This is a genomic window from Gryllotalpicola kribbensis, assembly GCF_039538245.1.
GTDB classification, from domain to species: domain Bacteria; phylum Actinomycetota; class Actinomycetes; order Actinomycetales; family Microbacteriaceae; genus Gryllotalpicola; species Gryllotalpicola kribbensis.
The window spans coordinates 447,948-469,519 of record NZ_BAABBX010000015.1 but is presented as its reverse complement, the minus strand read 5'-3'; the positions used below and the strand labels follow the sequence as shown (position 1 = coordinate 469,519).

Below are 21,572 nucleotides of genomic sequence, written 5' to 3'. Positions count from 1 at the left end.
GGCGCCTGGCAACTACCTCACCGATGTCGCCGATCAGAAGGCGGCGCTCAGCGCCGGCGATGCGGTGTTCGTCGGATCGACCGAATACACCGTGACGGGGACTCAGCTGGTGAAGAAGAGCGACATCGCCGCCTTGGCCACGTCGAGACGCTGAAGAAGCCCCGGCCTTGCGGGGGTCTCGCCGACATGCCCGCCTTCTAGTGGCTCGTCGGCGAGATGATCGGAACGAGCTCGGCTACGAGCTCGAAGTCCTTCGGATTCAGCGTCGCCAGCGACGCGCCGAGCGCGAAAGCATGCCCGGCCAGCATAATGTCTTTGCTGCGCGCGTGCGATGGGCGATGCGGGTGAACGATGGCCGCCACTGCTGCGTACCCGTCCGCCGCTCGTCTGTCGAACGGCAGCCATCGGGCGGCCAGCGTCTGCTGCAGTTGCGATAAGCGGAACTGCCGCAGAGCGCGAACTTCCCGGTCCACACCGATGGTGATGCCGAGCGCGAGCTCGGCGTAGCACAGCGCGCTGAACCCCAGAGCTTCATCGGGTAAAGCGATCGCCCCAGGGTCGATCAGCACTGAAGTGTCAAGCAGGATCACTCGGAAGCCAATCGGAGAGCGGGTCGTTGTCGCGCGAGGCGTGGATCTCTTCGGCCCAGCCGGTCGTGTCTGGCGGGATCTCCGCCATCGCCCGAGCGAACTCGGACCAGGTCAGTGGCTGAGTGCGGGGACGTGCCGGAGCCGACCGGGGCGGGGGCACGAGCCGTGCAGCCAGCCGACCGTTGACGGTCACGTCGATCTCTTCCCCGTCTTCGACGCGGCGCACGACTTCGCTGGCGTTCTGCCGGAGTTCACGGATGCCCACACTCGCCATGCTTCAAGCGTAGACCCGACGTAGCACATGGTCTACACGTCTTTTGGCAGCCCACAAGCCGTGGTTTGGCCACTCTGGGTCGTTAGGAAATCACGCCTCGGTTGCCGAAAGCGTGCAAACGTGACGACCTGGACCGCTCGGCCTGGGCGCCTACTCCGCGAGGTGGCGCGGCGCGCGCTGCGGGCGCTCCTCGGGGGCCACGTAGTAGGCGCTTGCCGCACCGGCTCCGACGACGGGCCCGAAGTGCTCGGGCAGCGTGGCGCGGTGGGCGGATGCCAGCTCTTCCAGCCCGACGGTGAAGAGCCCCTGGACCTCGAGGGTCGGGACCTCTCCGCTGATGGCATCCGTCACGCCGATGCGCGCGACGGGGAAGCCGCGGCCTTCGCACAGCCCGCGGAACTCGACGTCGTCCTCGCGCGGCACCGACACGATGACCCGCGCCGTCGACTCGGAGAACAGCGCGGTCGCGGCATCCACGCCGTCGCGCTCGAGCACCTCGTCGAGCACGATGCGGGCGCCCACGCCGAAGCGCAGCACCGACTCGGCCAACGCCTGCGCGAGGCCGCCGTCGGCGAGGTCGTGCGCCGAGGTGACGATGCCCTTGATCGCGGCCGCGTGCAGCAGCTCGGCGAGCGCCTTCTCGCGCTGCAGGTCGACCTGCGGCGGCCGGCCGCCGAGGTGCCCGTGAACGGTGCCGGCCCAGGCCGAGCCATCGAGCTCGAGCGCCGTGGTGCCGAGCAGGTAGATGTTCTCGCCCGGATCCTGCCAGCCCGACGGGATGCGGCGCGCCACGTCGTCGATCACGCCGAGCACGCCGACGACGGGCGTCGGGAAGATCGGGGTGGTGCCGGTCTGGTTGTAGAACGAGACGTTGCCGCCCGTGACGGGGATCTCGAGCTCGAGGCATCCGTCGCTCAAGCCCTCAACGGCCTGCGAGAACTGCCACATGACCTCGGGGTTCTCCGGGCTGCCGAAGTTCAAGCAGTCGGTGACCGCCATCGGCACGGCCCCGGAGACGGCGACGTTGCGGTACGCCTCGGCGAGGGCGAGCTTCGCGCCCTGCGCCGGGTCGAGCTGGCAGTAGCGGCCGTTCGCGTCGGTCGCGATCGCGAAGCCGAGGCCGGATTCCTCGTCGACGCGGATCATTCCGGCGTCTTCGGGGAAGGCGAGCGCCGTGTTGCCGCCGACGTAGAAGTCGTACTGATCGGTGACCCAGCTCTTGTCGGCCAGGTTCGGCGAGCCGGCGAGGGCCAGGAACTGCTCGCGCAGCTGGTCGCGGCCCGCGGGCGTCGAGCCGTCCGGGCGGGCGAGCGCGGCCGCGGAATCCGCCTGCAGCGCATCGATCCACTCGGGGCGCGCGACCGGGCGGTCGTAGACCGGGCCGTCGATCGCGACGGTGCGCGGGTCGACGTTGACGATCTCTTCGCCGCGCCACTGAATGACGAGGCGGCCGGTGTCGGTGACCTCGCCGAGCACCGAGTACTCGACGTCCCACTTCTTCAGCACCGCGTCGAACGCCGCGAGCTTGTCGGGGTGCACGACGGCCATCATGCGCTCCTGCGACTCGCTCATCAGGATCTCTTCGGCGGTGAGCGACGGGTCGCGTAGCAGCACGGAGTCGAGCTCGACGAACATGCCGCCGTCGCCGTTGCTGGCGAGCTCGCTCGTCGCGCACGAGATGCCCGCGGCGCCGAGATCCTGGATGCCGTCGACGAGGTTCTCGCGGAACAGCTCGAGGCAGCACTCGATGAGCACCTTCTCGGCGAAGGGGTCGCCGACCTGCACGGCCGGGCGCTTCGTCGGGCCGGTGGAGCTGAACGTGTCGGATGCCAGGATCGAGGCGCCCCCGATGCCGTCGCCGCCGGTGCGCGCACCGAACAGCACGACCTTGTTGCCGACGCCCTCGGCGTTCGCGAGGTGCAGGTCCTCGTGGCGCAGCACGCCGACGGCGAGCGCGTTCACGAGCGGGTTGCCCTGGTACACCGGGTCGAAGTAGGTCTCGCCGCCGATGTTGGGCAGCCCGAGGCAGTTGCCGTAATGCGAGATGCCGGCGACCACACCGTGCACGACGCGGGTCGTGTCGGGGTCGTCGATCTTGCCGAAGCGCAGCTGGTCCATCACGGCGACCGGGCGCGCGCCCATCGAGATGATGTCGCGCACGATGCCGCCGACGCCGGTCGCCGCGCCCTGGAACGGCTCGATGTAGCTCGGGTGGTTGTGGCTCTCGACCTTGAAGGTGACCGCCCAGCCCTCGCCGATGTCGACGACGCCGGCGTTCTGGCCCATGCCGACCATCAGGTTCTCGCGCATCTTGTCGTTGACCTTCTGGCCGAAGATGCGCAGGTACTTCTTGCTCGACTTGTACGAGCAGTGCTCTGACCACATCACCGAGTACATGGCGAGCTCGGCGCTGGTGGGCCGGCGGCCGAGGATCGCCTTGATCTGCTCGTATTCGTCGGTCTTGAGGCCCAGCACGTCGTAGGGCTGCTGCTTCTCGGGCGTCGCCGCCGCGTTCGCGGTCGTGTCGAGACCGGAAGAAGGAACGTGGATGGTCTCGGTGGCGTCAGTCACGGAGCCGATTCTACCGGCGCGCGCCTGGCGATCATTTCGAGACGGATGCCGCAGGCCGCGGTCACCCGAGGCGGTAGGTGCGGTTCTTCGACTGCGGCGGCGCGGTCGGGATGACGGCGCGCTGGTCGATCAGCACCCGCAGGCGCTGGCGCACGACGTTCACGGTGGAACCGGCGCGGTCGGCGATGTCCTGCACCCCGAGTTCGCCGGCGTCTCTGATGGCGGCGACGATCCGCTCGTCGAGCGCGCCCCGCACGGCGGGCTCGCGCGCGGGCGAGCTGAACACGCCGGGGGCGACCTCGCGCACCTCCTCGTGCTGCAGGCGCGAGCCCCGGCGGTAGGCCTCGCCCGGCCGCGCCGGGTAGCGCAGCCACCCCTCGTCGACGAGCGAGCGCAGGACATCCTGCGCGTCGTGGGAGTCGATGCCGAGCAGGGCGCGCAGCAGCTGGTCCTCGACATCGAGCTCGCGGTGCACGAGCGCGAGCACGCGCTGCTGGTCGGGCTCGAGGCCGTCGGCGCCGACATCTGCGAGCCACTCGTCGACGTCGGGCGAGAGCAGCCCGTGCCGCTCGAGCACGACCGTCATGCTGGTCAGCGTCGCTTCGAAGCGCGGCGCTGCGAGCCCGGCGCGGCCCAGCGACCCCGTCATTCGGGGGATGCCGCTGCCGGCGTTCTCTGACACCGTGTCGGCCGTGCCCGGCAGGGGGATGTCGGTCAGAAGCGTCGCGAGTCGCGCGTTGCGCGAGCGGGAATTGCCGTCGAACAGCTCGGTCACGCGGCGCCCGCCCCAGATGCCGCCCGGGTTGTGGATCTCGAGCCGATCGGGGTAGAGCTCGAGCCGCACCTGGTCGCCGAGGGCCATCGCGCTGTAGTCGCGGTGCGTAACCGCGTTGACGATCGCCTCGCGCAGCGCGTCGACCGGGATCTCGGGCTCGTCGAACGCACCGGCGCCGCGGCTCACCCGCCGATGCTGCAGATTCGACAGCACCGCGCGAACGGCGTCGTCGACCATCACGGGGATCGGGCCCTCGAGCGTCCTGCGGTCGAGCATGCGCACATCGCCGACCACCGAGTCCTTGGTGAGCCCCGCATAGGAATTGAAGGTGATCATCGCCTGCGGGAAGAACTGCTGGGGGTACGCGCCGAAGGCGAGCAGCCCCGCGAGCGTCGGGGTCGAGCGGTCGCTCGAGAGCACCTTCATCCTGGTGAGCACGTCGAGGTCGCTCGACAGCCCGGCGACCGCCCGCGGGCGAACGCGGCGCAACCTGGTCACGAAGCGGTCGACCAGCTCGCCGTCGAGATCGTCGGCCGTCGCCGACTCGACCGGCTCGATGTCGGTCGTGGGCTGCGCGGCATCCGTTCGCAAGAGGAAGACGCCGTAGCGGCCCATCACGCGGTCGCCGTCGGCGACGCGCTGATAGCTGCCGTTCTCGATGCCCTGGGTCGTGACGTAGCAGGGGCGCTGGTCGGCGGGCAGTTCCTCGACGTCGATCACGACGACGGGTGCGCCGTCGACTTCGGCGATGTCGATGACGCCGCTGGGGGTCGGCGTCACCGGGCCGGGGATGTCGCGCGGGGAGCGGGGGCGGAACGCCTCGGCGACCGCGTCGCGCACCTTCGCTGCGTCGAACCCGCTCGCCGGGCGGAAGCCGTTCGCCTCGTCCAGCCCGAGGACGACGAGGCCGCCGTCTCGATTGCTGAATGCGCTGATCGTCGGCCACAGGCTGCGGGGCACCCCCTGCGACGCGGCCTTGACCTCGACCTGCGTCAGGTCGGTGCCCGCGCGGCGCAGACGGGCGATGACCTCGTCGAGCGGCCCCTGGCTGGTTTCCATCACTGTTCCTCAGTCACTCGATCAGTGACGATCACTGAACTCCAGTGATCGTCGTCACTCGTCTTCACTGATGCCGATCACTGAACTTCACTGAACTGTAGTGACCGCCACCGACAGCGCGGCGCTGACGCGCTCGGCTGTGGAAAGACGCCCAGCCGCATCTTGCGAGAATGGATCGTGCCCGATCTCGGACTTCTTCTCGACGTCGACGGACCGATCGCCTCGCCCGTCACCCGCTCCATCGCCATCCCGTCCATCGCCGACAACCTCGTCACGCTCGTCGGCGCGGGCGTGCCGATCGCATTCATCACCGGTCGCAGCGACGCGTTCATCGACCAGCAGGTCGTGCAGCCGCTGCTCGCGCGCGGCCTCGCGAGCGCACTCGAGCGCCCCGGCGCGCGCATGTTCGGCGTCTTCGAGAAGGGCGGCTCGTGGGCCGCGATCACCCCGGCCGGCATGACCGCGGTGACCGTCGACGAGACCGTCGCGCCCTCGGCGTCCTTGATCTCGGACATCCGGATGCTCGTGCAGCAGCGCTTCGCCGACACCATGTTCTTCGACGAGACCAAGCGCGCGATGATCTCGGTCGAGCAGCGCCGCGAGATCGAGGCATCCGTCTATCTGCGCGCGCAGAACCACTTCGACACGTACGCCTTCGACGTGCTGGTCGACCACGGAATCGGTGTCTCGCACCGCGACCGCGTCGCGCCCGACGTAAACGGGAACGTGACCTTCCGGCTCGACTCGACCATCATCTCGACCGACATCGAGTCGGTCGTGCTCGACAAGGACCGTGGCGCACAGCGCGCGCTCGAGTACTTCGCGGCGGCGGGCGGCGAGCTGCCGCGCACCTGGCGCTCGGTCGGCGACTCGCGCAGCGACTACAAGATGGCCGACTTCCTGCACGAGGCGGGGTTCGATGCGGCGCACGTCGATGTCCGCCCGTCGGACGGCGTGCTCGAGAAGCCGTACCCGGTCATCACCGAGCACGGCGCGATCCATGACGAGGCCGGCGCGATCTTCCTGCGCCACTGGGTCGAGAAGCTGCAGCTGGTCTGAGCGCAGCGCGGGGCGGCGTCTAGGACGCGACCGCCGCGTCGGCTCCCGCGCTGACGGCCGCCCACACCTCGTCGAGCGAGAGGCCGAGCGCGGTGGTGACCGCGGCGATCGTCGCGAACGACGGCGTCGCGACCCGGCCGGTCTCGATCTTCCGCAGGGTCTCGGGTGAGATTCCGGCCGCCAGCGCCACCTCGACCATCGAGCGGTCGCCGCGCGCCTGCCGCAGCAGCGCGCCCAGTCGCTCGCCGCGCTCGAGCTCGGCGGGTGAGAGCGGCAGTCGGACCATAGGCCAATAGTAATACCGGTATAGAATTACCGCATGATCGAGATCCTCAGCCCGTCCGAGATCGAGCGCGCGAAGGCGAGCGGCGCGTTCATCGCAAGCGTGCTGCGCGGCGCGCGTGAGCGAGCGCGCGTGGGCACCAACCTGCTCGAGATCGATGCGTGGGTGGGGCAGGCGATCGCGGATGCCGGCGCGGTGTCGAGCTACGTCGACTACGCGCCCTCGTTCGGGCGCGGCCCGTTCGGCCACTACATCTGCACCTCGGTCAACGACGCCGTGCTGCACGGCCTGCCGCACGACTACGCGCTGCGCAACGGCGACCTGCTCACGCTCGACTTCGCGGCCTCGCTCGAGGGCATCGTCACCGACGCGGCGGTGAGCTTCATCGTGGGGGACGCGGCGGACCCCGCAGACATCCGCATGATCGAGACGACGCAGACTGCGCTCGCCGCGGGAATCGCGGCCGCCGCGCCGGGCGCGCGGGTCGGCGACATCTCGCACGCGGTGGGGACCGTGCTCGAAGGCGCCGGCTACCCGATCAACACCGAGTTCGGCGGGCACGGCGTCGGCAGCACCATGCACCAGGACCCTCACATCGCCAACACGGGCCGCCCGGGCCGCGGCTACCGGCTGCGCCCCGGCCTGCTGATCGCGATCGAGCCGTGGATCATGGCCGACACCGCGACCCTTGTCACCGACGACGACGGCTGGACGCTGCGCAGCGCCACGGGTGCGCGCACCGCGCACAGCGAGCACACGGTCGCGATCACGGAGGACGGCCCGCTCGTCCTGACGGCGTAGCGCTCGGGCGCCGCTCGCCAGTCGCGCTGCTCGGATCCGCTCTGCGCTGCCCGGATCCGAGCAGCGCAAAGCGGATCGCAGCAGCGCAACCGCGCGCAGCGTCAGCGGCTGTGGCGCGCGGGCCCCGCCTGCAGAGCGTTCTCGAGCACGGCGAGCGCCGCGTCGTCGGGTGCGTCGATCGAGATGCGGGGGATGCCCGCGGCCAAGCCCCGCCTCGTGAGCCCCGCCTTCAGCAGGCCGATGTCGGCGACTCCCGTCGCGGCGACGGCCGCGTCGATGCGGGGCTGCAGTTCGGCAGCGCCTTCCCCGGCCGCGACTGCCCGCGCCGCCTTCACGAACAGCTCGGGGAAGACGTTCGAGACGCCGGAGACGACACCGCTGAACCCCGCCTCGGCGAGTCGCACGAGGTCGATGTCGTTGCCCGAGAACAGCTCGAACCCGGCCGGAACCGCCGCGCGGTACGCCTCGTTCTCGGCGAGGGTGAGGCCCGACACCTTGGCCCCGACGAGCCCGGGCACGCCGGCCAGCCGGGCGAGTGTCGCCGGCGCGACGGCGGTGCCGGCCCGCGGGGGGAAGACGTACACGTAGTGGGACGCGCCGGGCGCGGCATCCGCCACCCTCGTCACGTGCTCGACCAGCGCGCTCTCGCCCGCCGGGAAGTAGTAGGGCGTGATCGCCGCGAGCCGCGTGGCGCCCGCGCGCTGCGCCGCCTGCGCGAGCCGGATCGTCTGCCGCGCCGTGGCCGCCCCGATGTGCGCGATGACGGATGCCGCGCCGAAGACCTCGAGCGCCGCCTCGATCACGGCGAGGCGCTCGTCGTCGTCGAGGGCGGTGAATTCGCCCGTCGTCCCGGGGGTGAAGACCCCGTCCACGCCGGTCTCCTGCAGCCATCCGAACAGGCGGCGCGTGGAGTCGAGGTCGAGGCCGCCGTCATCGTCGAAGACGGTGACGGGTGCGGCGATGAGCTGGAAGCGTGACGGCGCAGTCATGCCGCCCAGGCTAGACCGACCGCTACACGGCCTGAAGCGCGCGCGGCGCGCTCGTAGGAAGTCGCCGAGCTAGACCGCTTGAAGAGCGTGCAGCGCGCTTGTGAAAAAGCGCAGCCCGTCGACGCCTGAGCGCATGCGCACCCGCGTGTTCGGCCCGAAGCCCGGCTCGACTGCGTGCTCGGGGTGCGGCATGAGGCCGACCACGTTGCCGCGCTCGTTCGTGATGCCGGCGATGTCGTTCAGTGACCCGTTGGGGTTCACGCCCTGGTAGCGGAAGACGACGCGGCCCTCGCCCTCGAGGCGCTCGAGCGTCGCGGCATCGGCGATGTAGCCGCCCTCGCCGTTCTTGAGCGGGATGACGATCTCTTCACCCTTCGCGAACTCGTTGGTCCAGGCGGTGTCGGGGTTCTCGACCACGAGGGACTGGTCGCGGCGGATGAAGTTGCCGTGGTCGTTGCGGATCAGACCGCCGGGCAGCAGATGCGCCTCGACGAGCATCTGGAAACCGTTGCAGATGCCGAGCACCGGGGTGCCGGCGTTCGCCGCCGAGATCACCTCGGCCATGAGCGGCGACTGCGCGGCGATGGCGCCGCAGCGCAGGTAGTCGCCGTACGAGAAGCCGCCGGGCAGCACGATCGCGTCGACGCCCTGCAGGTCGTGGTCGCCGTGCCAGAGCGCGACCGGCTCGGCCCCCGCGAGGCGGATCGCGCGCTGCGCGTCGCGCTCGTCGAGCGAGCCGGGAAAGGTGACGACGCCGATCTTGGCCATGGCTCAGACCCCCGCGGGCGTCTCGCGGCCGACGACGTGAACGCCGACGACGTCTTCGATGACGGAGTTGGAGAGGATGTCTGCGGCGATCTCGCGGACGCGGTCGAGCAGCTCTTGAGTCAGCTCGTCGCCGGGAACCGTCAGCTCGAAGCGCTTGCCCTGGCGGACCTGGAACTCCCCGCGGCCGGTGCGGGCCAGGGCGCCGGCGATCGCCTTGCCCTGGGGGTCGAGCAGCTCAGCCTTGGGCATGACTTCGACGACGATCGTGGGCACGTGGTTCTCCGTCCGGTGCGGTTTGCGTGGTGCATCCGAATTCTACCGGGGGATGCCTGGGCGGGCGGGCCGCTGCCGGTGCCGGCATCCCGCCCGCGCTTGGGACCGTGCGCGCGGACGGTGTGCACGGACTAGTTGACATCAAATATTCCGTGCGGAATAATCGGCACGGAACAACGTCGCGGATGCCGCGATGTCGGTGGCTCTGAATAGCGTTTTCTTCGCGTGTGGAATGGGGTGAGGCGTGGTGATGACACCGTTGGCGATGGCCGCGCTCGCGCTGCTGAGCGAGCGCCCCATGCACCCGTACGAGATGTATCAGACGCTCATCCAGCGCCGGGAGGACCGATTGGTCAAGGTGCGCCCGGGCTCGCTGTACCACACGGTCAACAAGCTGACCGAGCTGGGGCTCGTGCGCGTCACCGGCACCGACCGCGAGGGCAACCGGCCCGAACGCACCACCTACGAGATCACCGAGCAGGGGCAGCTCGCACTCGCTGAGCGCATCGCCGACATCATCGCGGCGCCGGTCTACGAGTATCCGAGCTTCCCGGTCGCCATCGGCGAGGCGCACAACCTGCCGAGAGAGACGGTGATCGACCTCGTGCGGCGGCGGCTCAAGGGCCTCGACGTGCTGCGCGACGAGTCCGAAGAGGCCTTCGCCCATTTCGGCCGCACGTCACTGCCGCGCAAGTACTGGCTCGACGTGAGCTACCTCGAGGCGATCTACACCGCAGAGCGCACGTGGCTGAGCCGGCTGCTCGCAGACCTCGAGTCGGGCGAGCTCGACTGGGGCGAAGAGAAGCGCTCCGACCCTGCACAGACTTCCAAGAAGAAAGACGACTGAGCGATGACAACGACTCACCCGACCCACACGAAAGAGGTCCGACCCTGGCCCGCGCTCTGGGCGCTGGTCATCGGCTTCTTCATGATTCTGATCGACACGACCATCGTGTCGGTCGCGAACCCGTCCATCCAAGAGGGCCTCAACACCTCGACGAACAACGTGATCTGGGTCACCAGCGCGTACCTGCTGACCTACGCGGTGCCGCTGCTCGTGACCGGTCGTCTCGGCGACCGCTTCGGCCCGAAGAACATCTACCTCATCGGGCTCGTCGTCTTCACGCTCGCCTCGCTCTGGTGCGGCCTCTCCGACAACCTGCCCGGCAGCGGCATCACCAACCTGATCATCGCTCGCGCGGTGCAGGGTCTCGGCGCCGGCCTCATGACCCCGCAGACGATGGCGGTCATCACCCGCACCTTCGCCCCCGAGAAGCGGGGCACCGCCATGGCCCTGTGGGGGGCCACCGCGGGCTTCGCGACCCTCGTCGGCCCGATCCTGGGCGGTGTGCTCGTCGATGGGCTCGGCTGGGAGTGGATCTTCTTCGTCAACGTGCCCATCGGCATCGTCGCCTTCGTGCTCGCCGCGATCCTCGTGCCGAAGCTCGAGACCCACAGCCACACCTTCGACTGGCTCGGCGTGTTCCTGTCGGCGGTCGGCCTGTTCTTCCTGGTGTTCGGCCTGCAGGAGTCCAACACCTACAACTGGAACGGCTGGGTGTGGGCATCCGTCGTCGGCGGCATCGTGTTCCTCGCGCTGTTCGTGGTCTGGCAGGCGTTCAACAAGAAGGAGCCGCTGCTTCCGCTCGGCCTGTTCCGCGACCGCAACTTCTCGCTGTCGAACGCGGCGATCTCGGCCGTGGGGTTCTCGATCACCGCGATGTTCATCCCGCTGGTCTACTTCTTCCAGGCCGTGCGGGGCTTCACCCCGACCGAGTCCGCACTGATGACGGCGCCCACCGCGGTGCTCTCGATCGTGCTCGCCCCGATCGCCGGCCGCCTCACCGACAAGGTGCACCCGCGCCTGCTGGTGCTGCCGGGCGTCGTGCTCGTGAGCGGTGCGATCTGGCTCTTCGCCGTCATGATCTCGCCGACGATCGCGTGGCCGCTGCTGCTCATCCCGTCCGCCGTGATGGGCCTCGGCTCGGCCTTCATGTGGGGCCCGATCGCGACGACCGCGAACCGCAACCTGCCGCCGCGTTCGGCCGGTGCCGGATCCGGCGTGTTCAACACGACCCGGCAGGTCGGCGCCGTGATCGGCTCGTCGGCGCTCGCGGCGCTCATGACGAGCCGCATCTCGACCGAGATTCAGAAGGCGCTGCCCCCGGGCAGCAAGGGCACGGGCGGCAACCTGATCTCGTCGAACACGACCCAGCTGCCGTCGTTCCTGCGCGACGCGTTCACGAACGCCATGAGCGAGACGCTGATCCTTCCGGCATCCGTCATTCTCGTCGCGGCGGTGTGCGCGATCTTCTTCGTGAAGCCGAGCCACCTGCGCGGCGGGGCCGACGGGGGTGCGAGTGCGGGTGCACCGGGCGCGGCGCCGGCCGGCGCCCCCGCCGCCCCGCAGCCCGCGGTCGACTAGCGGCCCTCGCAAGCGCCCCGGTGCGGACTCGTCCGCGCCGGGGCGCTTCGCTGTGCCCCGCGCCCCGCGCCCCGCGCTGTGCCCCGCGCCCCGCGCCCCGCGCGCCGCGCGCGTCGCGACCGGGTTTTGTGCCCCCGGCCGACGTCTGCGCCTGCGACGCGGGGCGCAAACGTCGGCGCGGGACGCAGAAGGTGGTGCCCCGCAGCGCGCCTACGCGGTGAGACGCTCCACGAGCTCGGAGTAGCGCGCAGCGGTCTGGGCCACGATGACCGGGGGCAGCTCGGGCGGGGTGCCCTGCTTGTCCCAGTTGGCAGCGAGCCAATCGCGCACGATCTGCTTGTCGAAGCTCGCCATCCGCTCCTCGGGGGTCGCGCCCGCGTTCCAGGCGGCGAGGTCCCAGTAGCGCGAGGAATCCGAGGTGAGCACCTCGTCGGCGAGCGTGATCGCGCCGGTCTCGGCGTCGGTGCCGAACTCGAACTTGGTGTCGGCGATGATGAGGCCCTTCGCCTCGGCGCGGGCGGCGGCCTCGCCGTAGACCCGCAGCGAGAGGTCGCGCAGTGCGGTCGCGGCATCCTCGCCGACGATGTCGACCATGCGCTCGAAGCTGATGTTCTCGTCGTGCTCGCCCTGCGGCGCCTTCCACGCGGGGGTGAAGATCGGCTCGGGCAGGCGGTCGCCGTTGCGCAGCCCGGCCGGCAGCGGGATGCCCGTGACCGACTGCGTCTCCTGGTATTCGGCCCAGCCGCTGCCAGTGATGAAACCGCGCACGACGCATTCGATCGGGAACATGTCGAGGGGCTTCACGACCATCGAGCGGCCGGCCACCTCGGCGGGAACGCGGGCCTCGCCGCCCGGCACGAGGTGGTTCGGCACGTCGAGCTGCGAGAACCACCAGTTCGAGAGGCGCGTCAGCAGCTCGCCCTTGCCGGGGATGCCGGGCGAGAGCACGAAGTCGAAGGCGCTGACCCGGTCGCTCGCGACCACGAGCAGCTCGGGTGCGTCGGCGGTGTCGGTACCCTCGGGCACGTAGAGGTCGCGCACCTTTCCCGAGTACACGTGGGTCCATCCGGGCAGCACCTGAGCAGTCACGCACCCCATGCTAGTGACGGCCCCGGGTGCGGTCGGTGGCACCGAGCCTGTCGGGATCGTCCGTTCCCCGCCTAATATGTAGTCACCCGCAACAAAGGAGTGCCCGTGGCAAACGAAGTCAACTGGTCGGCCAACTACGCCTACCGCGCACCGACGATCGCGCGCCCGCGCTCGGTGGCAGAGCTGCAGGAGCTCGTGAAGCAGGCGGGGGATTCCTCACCGCTGCGCGCCCTCGGCACGCGCCACACCTTCAACGACGTCGCCGACCCGGGCGCCGCCGGAACGCTCGTGAACCTCGCCGAGCTGCCCGCCAAGATCGAGATCGACCCCGAGCGCCGCGTGGTGACCGTCGCGGCCGGCCTGCGCTACGGCGACTTCGCCATCGCGCTCGATGAGCAGGGCTGGGCCCTGCACAACCTCGCCTCACTGCCGCACATCTCGGTCGCTGGCGCCGTCGCCACGGCGACGCACGGCTCGGGCTCCGGCAACGCCAACCTCGCCACCACGGTCGCCGCCGTCACCTTCGTCGACGGCTCGGGCGAGCTCGTCACCCTGCGCCGCGGCGACGACGACTTCGCGGGCGCCGTGGTCGCGTTCGGCTCCCTCGGCATCGTCACCGAGCTCGAACTCGACATCGTGCCGAGCTTCGAGGTGGCGCAGACGATCTACCTCGGCGTGCCCTACGAGCGCGTCTCCGAGGCGCTCGACCTCGCCTACAGCGTGAGCGTCTTCACGGACTGGTCGCCCGCCTCCATCAACCAGCTCTGGGTCAAGGCCCGCGCCGAAGCGCCCGCGGTGGAAGGCGCCGTTCGTGAGCTCGGGGCGACGCCCGCGCTGCACAAGATCCACATGATCGCGGGCGCCGACGCCGAGGCGACCACCGAGCAGTTTGGAGCGCCTGGGCCGTGGCACGCGCGCCTGCCGCACTTCAAGCTCGAATTTCAGCCGAGCGCCGGCGAGGAGATCCAGACCGAGTACCTGCTGCCGCGCCGCCACATCGACGCCGCGATCGACGCCGCGCGCGCCCTGACCGAGCAGATCACGTCGTTGCTCCTGATCAGCGAGATCCGCGCGATCGCCGCCGACCAGCTGTGGCTCTCGACCGCCTACACCTCGGGCGAGGACGACTGGGCCGACGGCGCGGTCGCGTTCCACTTCACCTGGAAGCGCGAGCAGGCCGCGGTCGAGCAGGCGAGCGCGCTGCTCGAGGCGGCGCTCGCCCCGTTCGGCGCGCGACCCCACTGGGGCAAGGTGTTCACGGATGCCGCCCGCGTGCCGGGTCTGTACCCGCGCTTCGCGGACTTCCGGTCTCTCGTGGAGAAGTACGACCCGCGCGGCGTCTTCCGCAACGACTACACCCGCCGCCTGGGCCTCTAGCGGAGGCCGCGCCCCGCCCCGCTGGTCGAGTAGGTCGCTCTGCGACCGTATCGAGACCCCTTCCTGGCGAGGAAAGGGTCTCGATACGCTCGCTGGCGCTCGCTACTCGACCAGCGGGCGGCGGTCGCGGAGCGACCTACTCGACCAACGCGGGGGAGACTGGGCGGGGTCAGTCGATGACCGCGGCAGCGATGTCGGTGCGGTGCTGCGAGCCCTCGAGCTCGATCTTGTCGACCGCCTCGTAGACGCGCGCTCGCGCCTCGGCGAAGTCGGACCCCAGGGCCACGACTGACAGCACGCGCCCACCGGTGGCGACGAGGCCGATGGAATCCCAGGTGCCGGAGTCCACGGCATCCGGAAGCGTCGCGATCTCGGTCGCCGCGTGCAGCACCGTCACCTCGGGCACGGACTCAGCCGCCTCGATTCCCGTGATCGGGCGGCCGGTGATCGACTTCTCGGGGTAGCCCTCGCTGGCGATGACGACCGTGACGGCGACGTCGAGCGCGAACTCGGGGCGCGGCAGCCCGGCGAGCCCGCCGGTCGCCGACGCGAGCAGCAGCCGCGACAGCGGCGTGACGAGCCGCGCCAGCACGACTTGCGTCTCGGGGTCGCCGAAGCGCGCGTTGAACTCAATCACCCGCACCCCGCGCGAGGTCATCACGAGACCGCAGTAGAGCAGGCCGATGAACGGCGTGCCCTCGGCTTCGAGCCGGCGCACGGTCGGCAGCGCGATCGTGTCGATGACCTCGTCGACGAAGGTGTCGGGAAGCCACGGCAGCGGCGAGTACGCCCCCATGCCGCCGGTGTTCGGGCCGGCATCGCCGTCGCGCAGGCGCTTGAAGTCCTGAGCGGGGGTGAGGGGCAGCACATCGTGACCGTCGCTGAAGAGGAAGAGCGAGACCTCGGGGCCGTCGAGGAACTCCTCGATCAGCACGGGCCCGTGCTCGAGCCAGAACGCGGCGTGGGCGACCGCCGCGGCCCGGTCGGAGGTGACCAGCACGCCCTTGCCCGCGGCGAGCCCGTCGGCCTTGATGACGTAGGGCGCCCCGAAGTCGTCGATGGTCTTCTCGACCTCGGCGATCGTTCCGGCGAGCTCGGCGCGACCGGTCGGCACCCCGGCCTCCTCCATGATGCGCTTCGCGAAGGTCTTCGACCCCTCGAGCTGCGCCGCCGCCTTCGACGGCCCGAACACCGCGATGCCGCGCTCGCGCAGCGGGTCGGCCACGCCCGCGATGAGGGGAGCCTCGGGCCCGACTACCACGAGCTCGACGCCGTTGTCGACGGCATACGCCGCGACCGCGACCGGGTCCATCGGGTCGAGCTCGACGGTGCGCACATCGCGCGCGATGCCCGCGTTTCCGGGGGCGGCGACGATGTCGTGCTGCTCGTCCTCGGAGAGCAGGCTGGTGATGATCGCGTGCTCGCGCGCGCCGGAACCGAGGACCAGAATCTTCACCCCTGAATCGTACCGGCGCCCCGGTGCGAGACTGGTTTCGTGGCAAGGCGGGGAATCGACGACGCATCCGGTTTCGAGGCGGTCCGATCCGCACTGCATGAAGCGGATGCCTCGCGCGACACCCTCGCGACGGCCGTGCGCTACCTGCTGCAGCTGCTGGAGGAGAAGGCGCCGGGCCACACTGTCGAGGTGCGCGTGCCGCCCTTCGGCGCGGTGCAGGTCGTCGAGGGCCCGCGCCACACGCGCGGCACGCCGCCGAACGTGATCGAGATGGATGCCCCGACCTGGGTCGCGCTCGCCGCGGGCCGACTGCGCTGGGCCGAGGCCGTCGACGCCGCTCGAGTGTCGGCGTCGGGCACGCGGGCGACGCTCGAGGGGCTCATCCCGGTGCTGCCGCACAGCTTCGACTTGGGAGAATGAGCGGGTGACCGACGAGCGCCCCGACCAGACCCCCGAGCCCGAACCCGAGCGTGAGGGTCCCGTCGTCGAAGAGCGCGTCGAGCCCACGCTCGTCGAGGTGCGGCGCACCCCGAACTACTGGAACTTCATGCTGCTGTTCGCGGTGCTCGCCGCGATCGCGATCACGATCATCACGTTCGCCCTGCCGTATGACGCCGAGACGGCGACCTACAGCCGCGGCACGGTCTACGGCTTCGCGCTGCTGTTCTCTGTGGCCATCGGACTCGCCATCGGCGCGGTCGTGGCGCTGATCGCCGAGCGGGTGTCGCGCCGCAGCATCCGTCTCGTCGAAGCCGAGAAGATCACGGGAACGCTGAAGGACGCGGAGTCGCCGCGCGACGAGAAGTAAGCGCGGCGCCTGACGCTGCCGCGCGTCACTCCGCCCGCGCGTGAACGAGCGAACCTTTTCTCGCGGCGAAGGAGGCATTGTCTCTGGTGCGGAGACAATGGTTCGATCGCGCGAAAAAATGGTTCGCTCGTTCAAGCGCTGCGGAGCTCATGAGTCGACTCGTGGCTCGCGCCGCGCCCGCGCCGGCTCAGCTGAGCTGCGTCGCCTCGACCCAGGCCAGGTAGTCCTCAGACACCGTTCCGGTCACATACTCGCCCGTGAAGCAGCTCATCTCGAGGTCGGTGATGGCGCTCTGGCCCTCGAGGATGGCCGACTTCATGTCGTCGACGGTCTGGTAGATCAGGTTGTCGGCGCCCAACAGCTGCGCGATCTCGGGGATCGAGCGGCCCGACGCGACCAGCTCCTTCCGCGACGGCATGTTGATGCCGTAGACGTGCGGGAAGCGCACCGGCGGTGCGGCGGACGCGAAGGTCACCTTGTTGGCCCCGGCGTTGCGGGCCATGTCGACGATCTCTTTCGAGGTGGTGCCGCGCACGATCGAGTCGTCGATGATCAGCACGTTCTTGCCGCGGAACTCGGACGACATCGCGTTCAGCTTCTGCCGCACGGAGCGCTTGCGCTGCGCCTGCCCGGGCATGATGAAGGTGCGGCCGACGTAGCGGTTCTTGTAGAAGCCCTCGCGGTACTCGATGCCGAGCTTCTGCGCCACGTTCATGGCGGCCGGGCGCGAGGAATCCGGAATCGGCATGACGACATCGATGTCGCCCGCCTCGGTGTAGCGCGTCACGGTGTCGGCGAGGCGGTCGCCGAGCCGCAGGCGCGCCTCGTAGACCGAGATGCCGTTCATGATCGAGTCGGGGCGGGCGAGGTAGACGTACTCGAACGAGCACGGCACGAGCCGCGGGTCGCGCGCGCACTGCTTCGAGTGCAGCTGCCCGTCGAGCGTGATGAACACTGCCTCGCCGGGGGCGACGTCGCGCACGACCTCGTATTCGCCGGCCTCGAGCACGAGCGATTCGCTGGCGACGATCCATTCGTCGCGGTCGCTGCCGGCTGCCGTGCGGCGACCGAGCACGAGCGGGCGGATGCCCCACGGGTCGCGGAACGCCAGGAGGCCCTGCCCGGCGATCATCGCGATCGTCGCGTACGAGCCCTCGACCCGCTCGTGCACCTGCGAGACGGCGGCGAACACCTGGTCGGGGGTGAGCTCGCGGCCCGCGATCTGGCCCTCGAGCTCGGTGGCGAGCACGTTCACGAGCATCTCGGTGTCGCTCGTGGAGTTCATGTGGCGGCGGTCGATGCGGAACAGGTCCTCGGTCAGCTCGCGCGTGTTCGTGAGGTTCCCGTTGTGCACGAGGATGATGCCGTACGGCGCGTTCACGTAGAACGGCTGCGACTCCTGCTCGTTGGCCGCGTCGCCCTTGGTCGCGTAGCGCACGTGCCCGACGCCCATGTTGCCGAGCAGCGAGCGCATGTCGCGGGTGCGGAACGCCTCGCGCACCTGGCCCCGGGCCTTCGACATGTGGAACATGCTGCCGTCGGCGGTCGCGATGCCGGTCGAATCCTGGCCGCGGTGCTGCAGGAGAAGCAGGCTGTCGTAGATCTGCTGGTTGGCCGGTTCGGTCGAGACGATTCCGACGATGCCGCACATGAGCTAAGCGGTCTCCATTTAAGTTGGCTGCTGTTCCCGAGAACCGGGCCCTCTCAGTCTCACATATGGGTGCAGGGGATGCCTGAGCAGGCGATTAGCGTGGAAGTGATGGCACCAGCATCCGCTCTCACTCGTCCCCTCACGGTCATCATGGCCGTGACCTGCGGCCTTCTCGTCGCCAACCTCTACTACGCGCAGGCGGCGATCGGCCCGATCAGCTCTGAGCTGGGGCTGTCGCAGGGCGCAGAGGGACTGGTGGTCACGCTGATCCAGTTCGGCTACGCGGCGGGGCTGCTGTTCATCGCGACGCTCGGCGATCTGGTCGAGAACCGGCGGGTCGTGCTCATCACGGCGGCGATCGCCGTCGCGGGCCTCGTCGGCGTCACGCTGGCGCCGAACCTCGCGGTGTTCCTCGTGGCATCGTTCGTGGTCGGTGTGGTGTCGGTGGGCGCGCAGGTCGTGCTGCCGCTCGCCACCCACCTGGCCCCCGTCGAGCGGCGCGGCCGGGTCATCGGCGACATCATGGGCGGTCTGCTCGCGGGCATCATGCTCTCGCGGCCGTACGCGAACTTCGTCACCGGCCTGCTCGGCTGGCGCTGGGTGTTCGGCATCGCGGCCGTGCTGATCGCCGCGCTCTGGGTGATCCTGTGGTTCACGCTGCCGTCGCGCAGGCCCGAGTCGGGGCTGCACTATGGCGCGCTGCTCGCCACGACGTTCGGATTCCTCGGCCGATCGCGCATTCTGCAGCGACGCGCGCTCTACCAGGCGCTCGCGTTCGGCGCCTTCAACTTCTTCTGGACCTGCGCGCCGCTCATGCTCGATCGGAACTTCCAGTTCAGCCAGTTCCAGATCGCGCTGTTCGCGCTCGCCGGGGCGGGCGGCGCGCTGGCCGCCCCGATCGCGGGCAGGCTCGGCGACCGGGGGCTCGCGACGCCCGTGACCGGGGTCGCCTTCGCGCTGATGGCGGTCATGTTCCTCGTCACGGACTGGGCCGTCGCGGTGCAGGCGCTCGTTCCGCTCGTGGCGGCCGCGGTGTTGATCGACGCGGCCACGCAGAGCAACCAGGTCGCCGGTCAGCGCTTCATCTTCGGCATCGACCCGGCCGCGCGCGGGCGCATCAACAGCGCCTACATCTTCGTGAACTTCCTCGGCGGTGCGACGGGGTCGCTACTCGCGCCGTTCGTCTATCACGCGGCCGGTTGGGGCGGGGTCGCGCTCGTCGGTGCCGGTGTCGCCGTGTTCGTGCTGCTGGTGTTCGTCACCGAGCGGATCGACCGGGCGCACCGCGAGCAGCTCGCCGCCTCGCACTGAGGCACTGCGGCGCTACGGCACTGAGGCACTGCGGCGCTACGGCGCAGAGGCGCCCCGGCGCTGAGGCGGCCATCAGCCGCCCCGGTAGAATCGCCGCGTGACGAACGACTCGAGCAGCACGTATCGCCAAGCCGGTGTCGACACCGCGGCGGGTGATCTGGCGGTCGAGTTGATGAAGTCGGCGGTCGGCAAGACGCACGGTCCCGAGGTGCTGGGCGGCGTCGGCGGCTTCGCGGGCCTGTTCGACGTCTCGTTCCTCAAGTCCTATCGGCGGCCGCTGCTCGCGACCTCGACCGACGGTGTCGGCACGAAGGTCGCGATCGCGCAGGCGATCGACAAGCACGACACCATCGGCCAGGACCTCGTCGGCATGGTTGTCGACGACATCGTGGTCGTCGGTGCGAAGCCGATGTTCATGACCGACTACATCGCCTGCGGCAAGGTCGTGCCGACGCGCATCGCCGACATCGTGGCCGGCATCGCACGCGCCTGCTCCGAGACGCGCACCGCCCTCGTCGGCGGCGAGACCGCCGAGCACCCGGGCCTCCTCGGCCCCGACGACTACGACGTCGCGGGTGCCGCCGTCGGCGCTGTCGAGGCCGACGCGCTGCTCGGCGCCGATCGCGTGCAGCACGGCGACGTGGTGCTCGCGCTCGGGTCGTCCGGTCTGCACTCGAATGGCTACTCGCTGGTGCGGCACATTCTGAGCAACGCGGGAATCGGGTACGCCGACCGCAGCGACGACCTCGGCACGACGTGGGGCGAGGCGCTGCTCGAGCCGACCCGGCTGTACACCTCGCCGCTGCTGCGCCTGCTCGCGGACCCGCAGCTCGGGGCATCCGTTCACGCGCTCTCTCACGTGACGGGCGGCGGCATCGCTGCGAATCTGGCCCGCGTGCTGCCTCGCGGCGCGTGGTCCGAGCTCGACCGCGCGTCGTGGGCGCCGTCGCCGGTCTTCCGGGTGCTGAGCGCCATCGCGGGCAGCTCGCTCGAGTCGGCAGAGGGCACCTGGAACCTCGGCATCGGGTTCTTCGCGGTCGTCGCGCCCGGCGCGGTCGACGGCATCGTCTCGAAGCTCGCGCTGGACGGGATTCCCGCGTGGGTCGCGGGCACGGTGTCGACGGATGCCAAGGACTTCACCGGCTTCGAGCAGGGTGCCAAGGGCGTCGACGGTGGCGCCGTGCGCCTCGTCGGGTCGTATGCCTGACAACCCCGCTGATCGGGTAGCGCGTAGCGCGCATCGAGACCCGCGATCGTTCGAAGGGCTGATCGCGGAGGGCGAGGCCGAGCCCACCGACGGCTGGGACTTCTCGTGGTTCGACGGCCGCGCGACCGAAGAGCGGCCGCCCTGGGGCTACGCCAAGCTCGCCGCCGACGCGCTCGGCCGGGCGACGGCGAGCCTCGACCTGCAGACGGGCGGCGCAGAGGTCTACGCCGAGGCGCTGCAGCACGCGGCATCCGTGCCCGACCGGGTCGCCGCGACCGAGGAGTGGCCGCCCAATCTCGCGCTCGCCCGCGAGCGGCTCGCGCCCTTCGGCGGCGAGGTGATGAACGCCGCGGGCACCGACCCGCTGCCGTTCCCGGACGGCGCGTTCGACCTGGTGCTCGCGCGGCACCCGTACGGCGTTCCGTGGGAGGAGATCGGCCGCGTGCTCGCCCCCGGCGGCAGCTTCCTCGGCCAGCTCATCGGGTGGGGCACGAACCGGAAGCTCTACGAGTTCTTCCTCGGGCCGCAGGGCGATGCGCACGAGGATGCCGGCCACGAGTCGGTCATCAGGCAGAGGGCGGCCGAGGCGGGGCTGCGCGTGCGGCGCCTCGAGGAAGCCGTGACCAAGGTCGAGTTCTTCGACGTCGGCGCCGTCGTCTACTTCCTGCGCAAAGTGCTGTGGACCGTTCCCGGGTTCACCGTCGAGAAATACCGCCCTGAGCTGCAGCGCATGCACGCGCTCATCGAGGCGAACGGCTCGTTCGTGAGCTACTCGCGCCGCTTCCTCGTCGAGGCGACGCGGTAGC

General features: G+C 70.1%; 21 protein-coding genes. 10 read left to right on the top strand and 11 right to left on the bottom strand.

Annotated features, from left to right (window positions below):
• Positions 1 to 197: 197 nt before the first annotated feature.
• From ABD716_RS11655 to ABD716_RS11640, 4 genes are all read right to left on the bottom strand, one after another.
• Positions 198 to 590: a PIN domain-containing protein gene (locus tag ABD716_RS11655; RefSeq protein ID WP_344777010.1), complete on the bottom strand. Its 393-nt coding sequence runs from the start codon at positions 588 to 590 to the stop codon at positions 198 to 200.
• The gene (locus ABD716_RS11650; protein WP_344777008.1) at positions 577 to 864 is read right to left on the bottom strand and encodes a type II toxin-antitoxin system Phd/YefM family antitoxin; all 288 of its coding nucleotides are present in this window, start codon (positions 862 to 864) and stop codon (positions 577 to 579) included. The genes ABD716_RS11655 and ABD716_RS11650 overlap by 14 nt, the downstream gene beginning before the upstream one ends.
• A gap of 150 nt (positions 865 to 1,014) precedes the next feature.
• Positions 1,015 to 3,435, bottom strand: a complete 2,421-nt coding sequence (gene purL, locus ABD716_RS11645) for a phosphoribosylformylglycinamidine synthase subunit PurL (RefSeq protein WP_425553447.1) — start codon at positions 3,433 to 3,435, stop codon at positions 1,015 to 1,017.
• A 61-nt stretch (positions 3,436 to 3,496) separates the two neighbouring features.
• The gene (locus ABD716_RS11640; protein ID WP_344777006.1) at positions 3,497 to 5,269 is read right to left on the bottom strand and encodes an ATP-binding protein; all 1,773 of its coding nucleotides are present in this window, start codon (positions 5,267 to 5,269) and stop codon (positions 3,497 to 3,499) included.
• A gap of 177 nt (positions 5,270 to 5,446) precedes the next feature.
• Here ABD716_RS11640 and ABD716_RS11635 point away from each other — a divergent pair, with 177 nt between their 5' ends.
• Positions 5,447 to 6,328 (top strand): hypothetical protein, encoded by an 882-nt coding sequence (locus tag ABD716_RS11635; protein WP_344777004.1) that lies wholly within the window; start codon positions 5,447 to 5,449, stop codon positions 6,326 to 6,328.
• Positions 6,329 to 6,347: 19 nt separating this feature from the next.
• On the opposite strand, the gene ABD716_RS11630 is transcribed toward ABD716_RS11635, so the two are convergent.
• Positions 6,348 to 6,614, bottom strand: coding sequence for a helix-turn-helix domain-containing protein (locus ABD716_RS11630; protein WP_344777002.1), 267 nt, complete (start codon positions 6,612 to 6,614; stop codon positions 6,348 to 6,350).
• Positions 6,615 to 6,647: 33 nt separating this feature from the next.
• Here ABD716_RS11630 and map point away from each other — a divergent pair, with 33 nt between their 5' ends.
• The gene (gene map, locus ABD716_RS11625; RefSeq protein WP_344777000.1) at positions 6,648 to 7,412 is read left to right on the top strand and encodes a type I methionyl aminopeptidase; all 765 of its coding nucleotides are present in this window, start codon (positions 6,648 to 6,650) and stop codon (positions 7,410 to 7,412) included.
• A gap of 101 nt (positions 7,413 to 7,513) precedes the next feature.
• Here map and ABD716_RS11620 read toward each other — a convergent pair whose 3' ends face one another.
• From ABD716_RS11620 to ABD716_RS11610, 3 genes are all read right to left on the bottom strand, one after another.
• Complete coding sequence (locus ABD716_RS11620; protein ID WP_344776998.1) at positions 7,514 to 8,401, bottom strand: dihydrodipicolinate synthase family protein; 888 nt, start codon at positions 8,399 to 8,401, stop codon at positions 7,514 to 7,516.
• 69 nt (positions 8,402 to 8,470) lie between these two features.
• Positions 8,471 to 9,169, bottom strand: a complete 699-nt coding sequence (purQ, locus tag ABD716_RS11615; RefSeq protein WP_344776996.1) for a phosphoribosylformylglycinamidine synthase subunit PurQ — start codon at positions 9,167 to 9,169, stop codon at positions 8,471 to 8,473.
• A gap of 3 nt (positions 9,170 to 9,172) precedes the next feature.
• Positions 9,173 to 9,442 carry a phosphoribosylformylglycinamidine synthase subunit PurS gene (locus tag ABD716_RS11610; protein WP_344776994.1) on the bottom strand — a complete coding sequence of 90 codons (270 nt, stop codon included), beginning with the start codon at positions 9,440 to 9,442 and terminating at the stop codon, positions 9,173 to 9,175.
• 250 nt (positions 9,443 to 9,692) lie between these two features.
• Here ABD716_RS11610 and ABD716_RS11605 point away from each other — a divergent pair, with 250 nt between their 5' ends.
• Together ABD716_RS11605 and ABD716_RS11600 are read left to right on the top strand one after the other, a co-directional pair.
• A complete protein-coding gene (locus ABD716_RS11605; protein ID WP_344776992.1) occupies positions 9,693 to 10,289 on the top strand; it encodes a PadR family transcriptional regulator in 597 nt (198 codons plus the stop codon).
• Between the two features lie 3 nt (positions 10,290 to 10,292).
• Entirely contained in the window at positions 10,293 to 11,867 is a 1,575-nt protein-coding gene (locus tag ABD716_RS11600) for an MFS transporter (RefSeq protein WP_344776990.1), read from the top strand.
• Positions 11,868 to 12,077: 210 nt separating this feature from the next.
• Here the strand turns inward: ABD716_RS11600 and ABD716_RS11595 are convergent, their stop codons facing one another.
• Positions 12,078 to 12,965 (bottom strand): phosphoribosylaminoimidazolesuccinocarboxamide synthase, encoded by an 888-nt coding sequence (locus ABD716_RS11595; protein ID WP_344776988.1) that lies wholly within the window; start codon positions 12,963 to 12,965, stop codon positions 12,078 to 12,080.
• A gap of 96 nt (positions 12,966 to 13,061) precedes the next feature.
• On the opposite strand from ABD716_RS11595, the gene ABD716_RS11590 reads away from it, so the two are divergent.
• Positions 13,062 to 14,333, top strand: coding sequence for an FAD-binding protein (locus ABD716_RS11590; RefSeq protein WP_344776986.1), 1,272 nt, complete (start codon positions 13,062 to 13,064; stop codon positions 14,331 to 14,333).
• 169 nt (positions 14,334 to 14,502) lie between these two features.
• Here ABD716_RS11590 and purD read toward each other — a convergent pair whose 3' ends face one another.
• Positions 14,503 to 15,789, bottom strand: a complete 1,287-nt coding sequence (purD, locus tag ABD716_RS11585) for a phosphoribosylamine--glycine ligase (RefSeq protein WP_344776984.1) — start codon at positions 15,787 to 15,789, stop codon at positions 14,503 to 14,505.
• 39 nt (positions 15,790 to 15,828) lie between these two features.
• Between purD and ABD716_RS11580 the strand changes: the two genes are divergently transcribed.
• Positions 15,829 to 16,209, top strand: coding sequence for a sterol carrier family protein (locus ABD716_RS11580; protein ID WP_425553446.1), 381 nt, complete (start codon positions 15,829 to 15,831; stop codon positions 16,207 to 16,209).
• Between the two features lie 4 nt (positions 16,210 to 16,213).
• Complete coding sequence (locus ABD716_RS11575; protein ID WP_344776982.1) at positions 16,214 to 16,597, top strand: hypothetical protein; 384 nt, start codon at positions 16,214 to 16,216, stop codon at positions 16,595 to 16,597.
• Between the two features lie 187 nt (positions 16,598 to 16,784).
• Here the strand turns inward: ABD716_RS11575 and purF are convergent, their stop codons facing one another.
• Positions 16,785 to 18,248, bottom strand: coding sequence for an amidophosphoribosyltransferase (gene purF, locus ABD716_RS11570; RefSeq protein WP_344776980.1), 1,464 nt, complete (start codon positions 18,246 to 18,248; stop codon positions 16,785 to 16,787).
• A 108-nt stretch (positions 18,249 to 18,356) separates the two neighbouring features.
• Here purF and ABD716_RS11565 point away from each other — a divergent pair, with 108 nt between their 5' ends.
• From ABD716_RS11565 to ABD716_RS11555, 3 genes are all read left to right on the top strand, one after another.
• A complete protein-coding gene (locus ABD716_RS11565; RefSeq protein WP_344776978.1) occupies positions 18,357 to 19,559 on the top strand; it encodes an MFS transporter in 1,203 nt (400 codons plus the stop codon).
• A 97-nt stretch (positions 19,560 to 19,656) separates the two neighbouring features.
• Entirely contained in the window at positions 19,657 to 20,766 is a 1,110-nt protein-coding gene (gene purM, locus ABD716_RS11560; RefSeq protein WP_344776976.1) for a phosphoribosylformylglycinamidine cyclo-ligase, read from the top strand.
• Positions 20,759 to 21,571: a methyltransferase domain-containing protein gene (locus tag ABD716_RS11555; protein WP_344776974.1), complete on the top strand. Its 813-nt coding sequence runs from the start codon at positions 20,759 to 20,761 to the stop codon at positions 21,569 to 21,571. The genes purM and ABD716_RS11555 overlap by 8 nt, the downstream gene beginning before the upstream one ends.
• Position 21,572 lies beyond the last annotated feature (1 nt).